10 protein-coding genes are annotated in these 12,498 nt (G+C 68.7%); 4 read left to right on the forward strand and 6 right to left on the reverse strand.

The annotated features are described in order from the left end of the window. Positions 1-12: 12 nt before the first annotated feature. On the reverse strand, positions 13-351 hold the full coding sequence (locus SYV04_RS02730; protein WP_321543988.1) for a type II toxin-antitoxin system RelE/ParE family toxin: 339 nt from the start codon (positions 349-351) through the stop codon (positions 13-15). Beyond that, on the reverse strand, positions 348-635 hold the full coding sequence (locus SYV04_RS02735; protein ID WP_321543989.1) for a type II toxin-antitoxin system Phd/YefM family antitoxin: 288 nt from the start codon (positions 633-635) through the stop codon (positions 348-350). Before SYV04_RS02735 ends, SYV04_RS02730 begins: the two co-directional genes overlap by 4 nt. Before the next feature lie 171 nt (positions 636-806). On the opposite strand from SYV04_RS02735, the gene SYV04_RS02740 reads away from it, so the two are divergent. Then, a complete protein-coding gene (locus SYV04_RS02740) occupies positions 807-2,261 on the forward strand; it encodes a POT family MFS transporter (RefSeq protein ID WP_321543990.1) in 1,455 nt (484 codons plus the stop codon). A 12-nt stretch (positions 2,262-2,273) separates the two neighbouring features. Here SYV04_RS02740 and SYV04_RS02745 read toward each other — a convergent pair whose 3' ends face one another. The 3 genes from SYV04_RS02745 to SYV04_RS02755 are packed head-to-tail and all read right to left on the reverse strand — an operon-like array spanning position 2,274 to position 8,412. Then, positions 2,274-5,174 carry an ATP-binding protein gene (locus SYV04_RS02745; RefSeq protein ID WP_422723903.1) on the reverse strand — a complete coding sequence of 967 codons (2,901 nt, stop codon included), beginning with the start codon at positions 5,172-5,174 and terminating at the stop codon, positions 2,274-2,276. After that, positions 5,171-5,962: a methyltransferase domain-containing protein gene (locus SYV04_RS02750; protein ID WP_321543991.1), complete on the reverse strand. Its 792-nt coding sequence runs from the start codon at positions 5,960-5,962 to the stop codon at positions 5,171-5,173. The genes SYV04_RS02745 and SYV04_RS02750 overlap by 4 nt, the downstream gene beginning before the upstream one ends. Then, entirely contained in the window at positions 5,959-8,412 is a 2,454-nt protein-coding gene (locus SYV04_RS02755) for a PilZ domain-containing protein (RefSeq protein WP_321543992.1), read from the reverse strand. Before SYV04_RS02755 ends, SYV04_RS02750 begins: the two co-directional genes overlap by 4 nt. A 293-nt stretch (positions 8,413-8,705) precedes the next feature. On the opposite strand from SYV04_RS02755, the gene nadA reads away from it, so the two are divergent. Beyond that, positions 8,706-9,635 carry a quinolinate synthase NadA gene (gene nadA / locus SYV04_RS02760; RefSeq protein ID WP_321543993.1) on the forward strand — a complete coding sequence of 310 codons (930 nt, stop codon included), beginning with the start codon at positions 8,706-8,708 and terminating at the stop codon, positions 9,633-9,635. Positions 9,636-9,728: 93 nt separating this feature from the next. Continuing rightward, positions 9,729-10,331, forward strand: a complete 603-nt coding sequence (locus tag SYV04_RS02765; RefSeq protein ID WP_321543994.1) for a zinc ribbon domain-containing protein — start codon at positions 9,729-9,731, stop codon at positions 10,329-10,331. Between the two features lie 27 nt (positions 10,332-10,358). Here SYV04_RS02765 and SYV04_RS02770 read toward each other — a convergent pair whose 3' ends face one another. Beyond that, positions 10,359-10,724: a metallothionein gene (locus SYV04_RS02770; RefSeq protein ID WP_321543995.1), complete on the reverse strand. Its 366-nt coding sequence runs from the start codon at positions 10,722-10,724 to the stop codon at positions 10,359-10,361. 184 nt (positions 10,725-10,908) lie between these two features. Here SYV04_RS02770 and SYV04_RS02775 point away from each other — a divergent pair, with 184 nt between their 5' ends. Then, entirely contained in the window at positions 10,909-12,471 is a 1,563-nt protein-coding gene (locus tag SYV04_RS02775; protein ID WP_321543996.1) for a hypothetical protein, read from the forward strand. Positions 12,472-12,498: the final 27 nt, after the last annotated feature.

Below are 12,498 nucleotides of genomic sequence, written 5' to 3' on the forward strand. Positions count from 1 at the left end.
GGGGCTTGCCGCTCACTCGCGCCGCAGCAGCCGCGCCAACAACACCTGCTCCAGGTCTCGTCGTCCATCCAGGACGGCCAGCACGAAGACCCGCCGCTGTCCCACGCGATAGATGATGCGCCAGGGCCGTACAATGAGCTCCCGATAGAGCCGCAGCTCGAACCGGGAGAGCTCGGGCACGACCCGCCCTCGCTTGGGGGATTGCTCCAGGCGCTGCGCGGCCTGACTCAGCCGGTCCAGCGCGGCCTCCGCCGCGGCCGGATTGTCCTGCGCGATGAAGTCCAGCAGCTCTTCCAGGTCCGTGAGCGCGACCTGCGTCCACTCGACCTCGAAGGTCCGCTCGGGACTCACCCCTGCCGCTCCCGCTGGGCGAGCCGCTTCCGGGCCCGCGCGAAGGCCTCCGCCTGGGGCACGGTGCGGCCTGCCTGGACATCCTCCTCCCCCTGCGCGGTGAGCTGGAGGAGCAAGGTGGCGTCCCGGAGCGCCTCGTACGTCGCGACATCCAGGACCACCGCCTGCGCCTCACCGTGTTGGGTAATCACCACGGGCCGGCGCGACCGCTTCACCTCGCGCAGCAGCTCCGCGGCGCGCGTCTTCATGTAGGTCACCGGCTTGATGTCCTCGGTCAGCTTCATGTGCCGCGCCTCCAGTGCCAATGATGGCACCGACTCTGGCACCACGCTACCCGTGGACGGACGGATTTCGCCCCTTCCCCTGGCTGTGGGGTTGTCTCCGGGCTCACCCGTGCGGTAGTCACGAAGGGTTGGCTCCGTTGGACCCCCACCCTCCCGCCGAGACGCCTCCGAATGGCCGAGACTCCTTCCGCGACGAGCAATCGCTTCCCGCCGCAGATTCCCTTCATCATCGGCAACGAGGCGTGTGAGCGCTTCAGCTTCTACGGGATGCGGAACATCCTCACGGTGTTCCTCATCGACTACCTGCTGAAGAACGCCAACCCAGACCCGGGCGCCCGCGAGGCGATGGCCAAGTCGTACTTCCACCTCTTCATGTCCGGGGTCTACTTCTTCCCGCTCTTCGGCGGGTACTTCGCGGACCGCTTCTTCGGCAAGTACCGCATCATCCTCTGGCTGAGCCTGCTGTACTGCGTGGGCCACGCCTGTCTGGCTGTCTTCGAGCACAGCCCCGCCGGCTTCTACACGGGCCTGTTCCTCATCGCCCTGGGCTCGGGCGGCATCAAGCCGTGCGTCTCCGCCATGGTGGGCGACCAGTTCACCGCCGAGAACAAGCACCTGATGAAGAAGGTCTTCGCCATCTTCTACTGGTCCATCAACTTCGGCTCGTTCTTCGCCTCGCTGATCATCCCCTGGACCCTCAAGAACTACGGGCCCTCGGTCGCCTTCGGCATTCCCGGCGTGCTGATGTTCATCGCCACCATCATCTACTGGGCCGGCCGGCGCCACTACGTCGTCGTCCCGCCCAGCGGCCGCAACCCGAACTCCTTCGGCGCGGTCATGAGCACGGCGTTCCTCAACTTCAGCCAGCGACCGGACCGCAAGGACTGGCTCTCCGGCGCGCGCAAGAAGCACCCCGAGGAGTCCATCGAGGGCGTGCGCGCCGTCTTCCGCATCAACATGCTGCTGATGCCCACCATCCCCTTCTTCTGGATGCTCTTCGACCAGAAGGCCTCCACCTGGGTGGTACAGGCGCGCTCCATGGATCCGAAGGTCGGCGACTTCACCTTCCAGGCGAGCCAGATGCAGTTCGTGAACCCCGCGCTGGTGATGATCCTCATCCCCGTGCTCACCGGCGTGGTCTACCCCGCCTTCCAGCGGATGGGCTGGGAGCTCACCCCGCTGCGCCGCATGCCCATGGGGCTCATCATCGGCGCGTTCTCGTTCGTCATCGCCGGCTTCTACCAGGTGCTCATGGAGGGCGGCACGACGCTCAACATCACCTGGCAGATCCTCCCGTACATCGTGCTCACGCTGGCGGAGATCCTCGTGTCCACCACGGGCCTGGAGTTCGCGTACACGCAGGCCCCGCGCGAGATGAAGAGCGTGGTGCAGAGCCTGTGGCTGCTCAACACCACCCTGGCCAACGTGGCGGTGGCCATCGCCGCCGCGCTCAACATCTTCACCGGCTCGGCCCAGTTCTTCTTCTACGCGGGCATGGCGGTGGTGGCCGGCATCGGCATGGCCTTCATGGCCACCCGCTACAAGGTCCACGACTACTACCAGGAGGCCAAGCCCATCCCCGTGGGCGAGCACGCCGCTCCGGACCTGGCTACCAAGGGCAGCTGACCGAGCAGCGGCTCAGCCGAGCCGGCGCGGCCGGTCCATGCTCAGCAGCGTGTCCGAGCCCTTCAGCGGCAAGCGCACCTCGACCTTGGTGCCCTTGCCCACCTCGCTGGCGATGCGGATGTGCCCGCCGTGGCGCAGGACGATGCGCCGGCAGAGCGCCAGCCCCAGCCCCGTGCCCTCTCCCGCCGCTCGCGTGGAGAAGAAGGGCTGGAAGAGCCGCTCCATGTCCTCCGGCTTGATGCCCACGCCCGTGTCCGCCACGCACACCACCGCCGTCTCGCCGTCGCGCTCGGTGCTCACCCGCACCCGGCCGTTGGTGCCCACCGCGCGCAGCGCGTTGTCCAGCAGGTTCACCCACACCTGATTGAGCGAGCCCGGGTCTCCCATGATGGGCATGTCCAGCCGGTAGTCCCGCTCGATCGTCACCCCGGAAGGCACCTTCCACGCCAGCACGTTGAGCGTGGAGTCCAGCAGCGCGTCCAGGTTCACCGCCACCGGTCGGTCACTGGAGCGTACGAAGGACAGCAGGGACTCGGCGAGGTAGCGGATGCGCGTGCCGCACTCCTCGATGACCTCGAGCATGGCCTTGGCCGTCTCGGAATCCGGCCGCTCGCCCAGCACGCTGTCGCGCAGCGGCAGCATGGCGTTCATCAGCCCGTTGAGCGGGTTGCGCACCTCGTGCGCGAAGCCCGAGGTGAGCAGGCCCGTGGCCGCCAGCCGCTCGTTCTCCGCCGCGCGCACCGCCGCCTCGCGCAGCCGCAGCTGGGCCTCGATGCGCGCCAGCAGCTCTCGCGGCGAGAAGGGCTTGCCCAGGTAGTCGTTCGCCCCGGTCGTCAGGCCCTCCACCTTCTCCGAAACCTCCTGCCGCGCCGTCAGCAGGATGACCGGGATGTCCGCCGTCTCCGGCAGCTCGCGCAGCACGCCCAGCATCTGCAGGCCCGACATGACGGGCATCATCACGTCCGAGACGATGATGTCCGGCCGCTCCTTGACGGCGCGCTGGCGCCCCTCGTCCCCGTTGACGGCCTCCAGCACCCGGTACTCCGTGCGCAGCACGCTGGAGACGAAGCTACGAATCTCCGGATCGTCCTCCACCACCAGGATGCGGGGCGCGTTCGCGGGAGCCCCCTCCTCCGTCGCCGTCGGCGCGGGTGAGTTCACGTCCGAGGCGCTCATCCCCGGGCGGATCGCCGGCAGCCCCGAGTAGGAGCGACGCTCGCGGCGCACCGGCAGCTCCACCACGCGCCGATCCCTCAGGTCCTCGCGGATGTGGGCCGTGCCCTTGGGCAGCTGCACGTGGAAGGTGGAGCCCTTGCCCACCTCGCTCTTCACGCCGATGCGGCCCGCGTGCAGGTCCACCGTCTCCTTCACCAGCGCCAGCCCGATGCCCGAGCCGCCGAAGCGGCGCGTGCCGGCGGAGTCCGCCTGGGCGAAGCGATCGAAGATGACCGGAATGTCCGGCGGCGCGATGCCCGGGCCCGTGTCCACCACCTCCACGTGTACGGCGAGCTCGTCCTCGTACAGGCGCACCGTCACCGCGCCCTTCTCGGTGAACTTCAGCGCGTTGGAGATGAGGTTCTGGAAGACGATCTCGATGCGCTCGGCGTCGCCGTGGATGGCGCCCACGGCGCGGCCCTCCAGCGACAGGGCGATGCCCTTCTTCTCCGCCATCACCCGGAAGGGCGACAGCAGCGAGCTCAGCATGCTGTGCAGCTCCACCGGCTGGTAGCGCAGCCGCAGCTTGCCGGCCTCCATCTGCGCCAGGTCCAGCAGGTTGTTGATGAGCTTGAGCAGCCGCTGGGCGCTGCGGTCCATCGTCGTCAGGTGCTGGCGGATGGGCGCCGGCAGCGTGGACAGGTCCTTCTGCAGCAGCGACTCGAGCGACAGCAGGATGAGCGTGAGCGGCGTGCGCAGCTCGTGGCTCACGTTGTCGAAGAACTCGCTCTTGAGGCGAATGAGCTCCTTCTGCGTGGCGAGCGCCGTCTCCAGCTTGGCGTTGGTCTCGGTCAGCTCGCGGGTGCGCTCGGCGACGCGGTCCTCCAGCGCCACGTTGCTCTGGTAGATCTCGTCGTAGCGCCGCTCCAGGTCCCTCAGCGACTGGATGAGGCCCTCGTTCTGCGCGGCGAGGTACTCGTCCTTGCGCCGCACCTCCTGGCGCGCGTCGATCCACGCTCCGAAGGAGGCCGCGCCCAGCGCCACCGCGGGCACCAGCACCGGCAGCGGCCCCAGCCCCAAGAGCCCCATGCCCGTGCCCACCGCCACGCCTGCCAGGAGCCCCGCGCCCATGCGCCAGCCGCGCACCGGCTCATGCCAGGCCAGCTCGTAGCGGCAGCAGTCGGCGCCGCGCACCTGGCACTGCAGCTCCATGACCTGCGCGGGTGGCAGGTGCCAGATGGTGGGCACCGAGGCGAACTGCCCCATCCTCCCCTCGCACAAGTGCCGGTTGGGCTCCGGGTAGCGGCTGCGGTAGCTCAGCACCATGTGCTGACTCTCCATCGACTCGATGGTGAGCTGGGACACACGGTTGAGCGAGGAGGACATCTCCACGCTCTTCATGTAGACGGCGCGCGCGGTGCCGAAGGTGCGCACCGCGTGGAAGAGGAAGCCTGCCGCTTCCGGCGAGGCCCAGAGCCGGCCCGCCTTGCGGGTGAAGTCTGGATCGCCCGACTCGGCCACCAGCGCGTCCACCAGCCGCTGCAGGAAGTTGAAGGAGATGAAGTTGGTCAGCGCCGACAGGTACTCCAGCGACAGCCCCAGGTTGTGGCGCTTCCAGAGCTGGCGCAGGCGATCCTCGCCGTACTCGCGACGGAAATAGAGCAGCAGCACGGACACCGCGCGGACGCTCAGCTCAGGAGCATCGTCCGGCGTCCGTTCCAACTCGTGCTGAAGGCTCAGCGGTACTGCTTCCGTCAACGCTTCTGTCCTTCCGTGATCAGGAGCACAGAATACTTCAAGGCATCCGGATCGGACAGCAGCCCCAGGTACCGCTCACAGAAGGCCGAGTAGGCCTCTTTTCCACCGAAGGCGGGGACCATCAGCGGCTCGAGCGTCGCGAAGCGCTGGCGCCAGTCGTCGAGCAAGCGAGCATCCGCCGCGCCCGCCACGAGCCACGTGGGCGCCAAGTGTACTCGGATCTGCTCCAGGCCCGCCTTGCGGTAAAAATGGAACATCTTGCGTCCCACGTGGAGATCGAATCCGGCGGCCGCGACCACCGCCGCGAACTTGCGACCGTCCGCCTCGAGCTCCGCAGGGAAAGGCCAGTTGAGCTGACCCATACCGTCCACATCGGAGACGACAACCCGGCCACCCGGGCGAGTCACGCGGATGAGCTCCGCCAGCGCACCCTGCGGGTCGGGCAGATACTCGAGGACGAACTGACACCACACGTAGTCGAACGTGTCGGAGGGCAGATCCATCTTCCGGACATCGCCCTGCTTGAACGAGCACTGGGGCAGCGCGGCACAGTGGGCTCGCGCCTCGGCGAGCCGCTGTGGGTGCAGATCCACCCCCAGCACGCTCCCTTGGGGGCCGACCCGCTCTCCCATGACGGCGGAGATGATTCCGGGGCCACAGCCGGCATCCAGGGCCTTCATGCCCGGGGCCAGGCCCGTGGTGATCAGGTGACCGTGTACTGGCAGCGCCTTCGCCTGCTCCGCGAGCCGCCGAGCCTCCGCCTCCGACTCCATCAGGTAACCACTCAAGCTGCTTGCTCCTCGTTTCGGCCCATGTGTCGGGCAGCGCGATCTTGCAGGCGCTCGAAGACGGCGGCCATCAACATGTGCCAGGTGCGCGTGACACTGCGGTGTCCCGTCCACTGAGCCACACGGCAGTGCCAGCGGAAGCCCAGCGACACCAGGCTCTCCACCTCATCATCCTGCACCAGCGCCAGCGCCGAGCCCTTACCCTGCTCGCGGTAGTGGTCCACGCAGCGCACCGCGAGCGCCTCGCGGGCCTCAGGAGCGCGGGGGTGCAGCGGATCCGGCACGACGTAGGAGAAGGCCGACGTCATCTCCGGCCAGCTCAGGCCCGGCGAGGCCTCCTCGGCCAGCGCCATGGCGATGGGCGCGTCGTCCCCGTCCACCACGAAGAGGGAGCGCCCGCGCTTCAGCCCATGGGCGCCGTAGCGCGAGGCCAGCGTGGGCAGCTCCGCCTCGCGGGCCATCAGGTCATCTGCCAGCAGTTGCACCACGTCGCCGCGCGCGCGGATGTGGCCCTCCAGCCATTGCAGGTCCGCCGCCGTGGCCCGCCGCACCTGGGGCAGCTCCTTGCGCGCCCGCAGCGGCTGGGTGAAGGCCAGGCGCGTGTAGTTCAGCGTCCGCAGGTCGGTGAGCCCCTCGCGGTGCATGGAGCGGGCGATCCACCCGAAGACGCGGTCCGGCCACTTGTTCTGGATGCGCCAGTAGATGCGCAGGTACTGCAGATCCTCGAGCGCCTCCGCGTAGTCCACGCAGAGGGCGGACAGGTCGCGGGAGATGCTCTCGCCCCGGCGCACCGTGGGCAGCACCATCAGGTGCTGCATCATCCACGTGCGCGAGTGGGTGCGTACCCCGGACACGTGGCCGATGAGCTTGGGCCCGTCGTAGTAGACGAAGGTGCGCGCCAGCCCCTCGTTCACCGTGGCCAGCTTGTGGTGCGTGTCCTCCAGCACCTCCATGTGCGGCCCTTCCTCGAAGGGATAGTCGGGGTGGAACAGGTGTACCGCCTGCACCAGCCCCCAGATGTTGCGGAAGGGCTCGGAGCGCCCGTCGCGCACCTGGGGGCAGCTCGCCTGGACGAAGGCGTTGATGACCGCCTGTCGCGCCTCGGGCAGCACGTTGAGCAGGCGCATGCCGCAGCGGAAGGGGCGCGCCAGGTCGCCGGGCGTGTGGTCCAGCAGGGGCGCGTTGTCGCGCACCTCCGCGTGGCAGGGCGCCCGCGTGCCGTCGGGCAGCACCAGCGAGACGTCATCGATGATGAGCCCCACCGGCAGCACCTCGCGCGCGGCGTCGTAGGCGAACGCCAGCCCCACCGCGTGCAGGTCCATCACCGGGTGCTCGATGCGCTCGCCGGTCAGCGGCGACACGAACGAGATGGCGAAGGGCTGATCCTCCCCCGCTCGGAAGCGCATGCTGCTGCGTCGGTGGTACAGGGCCAGGTTGCGCGGCAGCGACAGCACGAAGGCATCCGGCTCGAGGCGCAGCACGCTGGCCCAGCCCCGGTAGCTCTTGCCGCTCAGGTCGAAGACGAGCTGCACCACGTCCCCGACCGCGACGGACCATTGCTGCGGCTTCGCGCACCGCAGCACCGGGCGGAAGCCCTCGCCGTTCTCGACAAGTGTGGCGGCGAGGTCCTCCCGGCGCCTCACGCCCTGCACCAACGCGCACTGGAGCGTGGGCTGGCGCCGCAGCGCGCGACGCAGCACGGCGACCACGCGCACCATGTCATCGATGGTGGCCAGCTCCACGTAGCCGATGCTGGCCCCCGCGCGCTCGATCTGGACGCCGACGCGGAAGTAGGCCTCCCCGGGGGCGCGCTCCAGGCCGATGTGGCGCACGAAGCCGCCGCCGGTGCGCAGCACCACGCGCCCCTCGCGCTCCAGCCGGAAGTCGAACAGGCGCGTGCCCGGTGGCAGCCGCTCGATGGGCGCGTCCACGGGCAGCTTCAGCAGGAAGCCCTCGTTGCCCACGTCCAGGCAGCCGGCGCGCAGCTGCTCACCGTCCACATAGAAGGAGGCCTCCAGCCCCACCGCCGGCACGCGCGTGGAGCCGCGCTGGCGCAGCAGCTCGCGGAGGCTTCGCGCCACCTCGTCCACCGAGAGCGTCGGATCCACCGTGTGGAACTCGTGCCCCTCGGCCGCGGCGTCCACCAGCTCGCGCATCGCGTCGGCCTGCGAGCGCGGACACAGGAACACTCGCATCGCCCGCGGCGCCAGCCGGTCCAGATCCTTGATGAAGCGCCGGGCCTCCAGCGCGTCGGCGAGCACCACATCCGGCACGCGCTCCGCCATCGTGCGGGCCGCGTCATCTCTCGAGGAGACCGCGATGATCTGCCGAGGAGCTAGCGCTGCTACCAGACCCTCACGCAGCTTCGGGTCCGGGTGAACGATGAGCACCGACTGCTCATGCGCCAGCATCAACACCTCCTGAAGCGCGCGCCAAGGGTGCTCTGCCACGCCTGCCTCATCACGGCCTCTCCATGCGCGCCAGGGAGCGCCCTGACCTCCACCCGTGGCGTGGTCAAGGCGCTAAGGGAGCGACGCAAAACCGTAGCCGCTTTCCGCAGTGAAGAAAAGTTGGCCCGATGGGTTCTCCTCCGAGCATTGGAAAACCTGTCGGGTTTGTTTGTCTCGCGTAAAAGACACGTATTCCAGAGTCACCTGAGGCTTGCCGGCATGCTGGGAAAGGTTCGCTTGCGGGCATTGGCCATTCCCCGCTGGGCCGGTTAAATCATTCCGCAGGAGGAGACATGGGCGCCGAGACGGACTACGAGTCAAAAATCCAGGAGCTGAAGCGATCGCTCAACGCGGTCATCCTGGCGCACTATTACCAAGAGAGTGAAATCCAGGACGTTGCTGACTTCGTGGGCGATAGCCTGGCCCTGGCTCAAGCGGCGGCGAAGACGACCGCGGACGTCATCGTCTTCTGCGGCGTCCACTTCATGGCGGAGACGGCGAAGATCCTCAATCCGGCGAAGCAGGTGCTGCTGCCGGATCTCAAGGCTGGCTGCTCGCTGTCCGACCGTTGCCCTCCCGCGGCCTTCAAGGCCTTCAAGGACAAGCACCCCGACGCGTTCGTGGTGAGCTACGTGAACAGCTCCGCGGCGGTGAAGGCGATGAGCGACGTCATCTGCACGTCCTCCAACGCGGTGAAGATCGTCAACCAGGTGCCCAAGGACCGGCAGATCCTCTTCGCGCCGGATCAGCACCTGGGCCGACATGTGATGAAGCAGACAGGCCGGGACATGGTGCTGTGGCCGGGCAGCTGCATCGTCCATGAGATCTTCAGCGAGAAGAAGCTGGTGCAGCTCAAGGTGGAGCACCCAGAGGCCGAGGTGGTGGCCCACCCCGAGTGCGAGGCGGCGGTGCTGCGCCACGCGGACTTCATCGGCTCCACCAAGGGCATCCTCGACTACGTGGTGGCCAGCCCGAAGCAGAAGTTCATCGTGGTGACAGAGGCCGGCATCATCCACCAGATGCAGCTCAAGGCGCCGCAGAAGACCTATATCCCGGCGCCGCCGGACAACGGGTGCGCGTGCAACGAGTGCCCGTACATGCGGCTCAACACGATGGAGAAGCTGTACCGCTGCATGCGGGACCGGACCCCCGAGCTGGTGCTTCCCGCGGACCTCCAGCACGCCGCGCGGGCCCCGCTCCAGCGGATGTTGGAATGGTCCTGACGCGAGGCGTCGTCGGACAACAGAGTGTTGTCCTTCACAGCAACCCGAAAATCGCTTCTTGCGCCCGAAAGGCCAGGGTGCGATGGAGCACGCGTGGGATTCCGATTCCTTTCCGTGCCCGGTCACCGCGTCGTCGAGCACCCTCGCGCGCTGCCGGATGAAGACCGCCTCGAGCCGGAGCTTCCTCCCCTTCCCGAGGCAGTAGAGCGCGCCCTCGCGGGGGCAGAGTTCCGCGACGTACGCGCCCGTGACCGGCTGCGCGCCCTGCTGCAGGGCGATCGGCCGCCCAAGCTGGGCTCGCCCGGCAAGGGCTTCGGCCCGTCGGCCGTGTTCGCCCAGCCTCCGAATGATCTGCCGGCGATGCTGCGCCTGGCGGACGAGCTGGAGATGCTGGCCCGCCGCGAGGCCGGTGAGCGCGCCTTGGTGTGGAAGTGCACGGAGTGCGCTGCCCGCTACGCCGTGCCCGTCTCGCTGGTGCGCCCGGTGTCCATCCGCTGCGAGCGGTGTGGCAACCCGGTGGAGCTCAACGTTCAGCGCAGCCTGGGTGAAGAGGCGCTGGTGGACCCGTTCCTCGGCGCGGTGAACAACTGCCGCCAGGAGCTGGCCTCCTTCTTCCGCGAGGCGATGGCCCGCGGCTGGCCGGTGCTGGTGTCCGAAAACGCACGCGCCCCCGTCGCGAGCGACGAGGGCGAGTAGGAGCGGCTCAAGGGCCGTGGCTGCTGATCAGATGAAGACGCCGGCGGACGCGTCGTAGCGCGCGTCCTCGAGCTTCAGGGCCGGAGTGGACTCGCGCAGCGCGTCCACCACCTGGCGCCGGGGCTTCTGGCACTTGGAGCACTCGCACTGGCCCTTCTTGCAGGTGCAGTCGGCCTTGCTGCCGCACTGGCACTTGGCGCTCAGCAGCTCATCCACTTCCTTCAGTGGGTTCTGCGTCGGGAGCGCCTGCGGGGCCGCGCCGTCCTTCTTCACCTCGGGCGTGGCCGCCTGGGCCTTCTTCGCGTGGGCCTCGCAAGCGTGCCCCACGCCCGGTGCGAGCAGCACGCCACCCGCCATCCACAGGGCAGCCACCGTCATGCCGATGCGCTTCATCTGAATCCTCCTTCGGGCAACAGCTTGCTACAGCCTGAACACAGCGAACGCGAGCGCCTATACCGCAGCACCCCGTTCCTGCCAAGCACCTTATCACACTTCCGCCCACCTGTAACCCGCCTGAGTCGCGCGGTGTCGTTGTCTCGCGACCTGGAGGGGCAGCGCATACAGTCCGCCCGCCCCTGTGTCCGACCGAATCGACCGCGCCCTGTACGCCGCCGCCCTGTTGCTGGGAGTGCTGCCCCTGTGGGTGGCGCGGCAGTTGCCCATGGTGGACCTGCCCCAGCACCTGCACCTCATCTCGGTGCTGCACCGGCTGGATGATCCGACGACGCTCTACCCGCAGTTCTTCGACGCGCGGAACACGTTCACCCCGTACCTGGGCTACTACTACCTCGTCAGCGCGCTGAACTGGCTGCTGCCCCTGGAGACGGCCAACCGCCTGTTCCTCAGCGCCTACGTGGCGGGGCTGCCGCTGTCGCTCGCCTTCCTGCTGCGGGCCCTGGACCGGCCCGTGTGGCCCTCGCTGCTGGCGCTGCCGTTCGCCTATGGCGACAGCTTCGCGTGGGGCTTCGTCAACTACTGCGCCTCGCTGCCGCTGGCCCTGCTGTGCTGCGGCCTCTTCGTTCGCACGCTCACGCACGTGCCCCGGCGCCGCATGTGGGGGGCATGGCTGGCGGTGTGTCTCGTCGCCGTGTTGATCTTCCACGTGCAGGCCTTCTTCTTCCTCGCGCTCGGGCTGCCCTGGCTGCTGTTCACCACCCGCGTGCCCGAGGACGCCGAGGCGCGGGGCTGGCGCGCGCGGCTGCGGCCTCGCCTCCCCGTGCTCGCGGGCGTGGCACCCGGCGTGGTCCTGTTCCTGGGATGGGCAGCGCTGCGGCTCGGCGAGCCCGCGGACATCGCCCCCGGCCAGCCGTGGAAGGCCTGGGGCCCGCTCTTGTCCGAGCAGAACCTCGCCTTCAAGCCCTTCGCGCAGAACCGGGAGGAGCTGTTCCAGGTCCTCGCCAACCTCTTCCACGACGGCTCGGATCGGTGGGCGCTGTATGCCGTGGGCGCGGTGGCGCTGGCGGGGCTGGGGCTGAGCCTCGTGTTCCGAGTGACGGGCTCGGAAGGGGCGGTGGCGCGCTTCCGGCTGCTGGGGCTGGGGCTGATCGCGCTCGCGCTCTACTTCCTGCTGCCCTTCGATATCCGCGGGTACATCTACTATCTCAACACGCGCTACGCGCACCTGGCCGCCGCGCTGCTCGTCGCCAGCGTGCCCCTCACGCCACCAGCGCTCCAGCGCTACCTCCTGTGGGCGAGCGCTGCCTGCGCGCTGATGCTGGGCCTGGTGCTGGGCCGAGGCTTCCGCGCCTTCTCTCGCGAGGCCGCTGAGTGGGATGGACTCGTGGCGGCCACCGCGCCCAAGCCTCGGGTGATGGGGCTCATCTACGACACCGGCTCCCGCGTGGTGCGCTTCCCCGTCTTCCTCCATGGCGCCGCGGTGCTCGCCCGCGCTCGGGGCGGCGTCACCAACTTCAGCTTCGCCCTCACGCCCCACTCGCCCTTGCGCTACCGGGACATGGTCCCCCCCACCTTCCCATCCGAGTGGCGGCCGGGTGACTTCGACTACGCCTCGCAGGGCACCTTCTACGATCACTTCCTCGTGCGAGGCGTCCACCCCTCGCGCATCTTCGGCCCCCGGCTCCAGTCGGAGCTGGCCGTGGCGGCGCACGAGGGAGACAGCTGGCTGGTGCGGCGCCGCTGAGCTTCGACTGTGGGAGAGTGAGCGGCC

This window comes from Hyalangium ruber, assembly GCF_034259325.1.
In the GTDB taxonomy this organism is placed as follows: Bacteria; Myxococcota; Myxococcia; order Myxococcales; family Myxococcaceae; genus Hyalangium_A; species Hyalangium_A rubrum.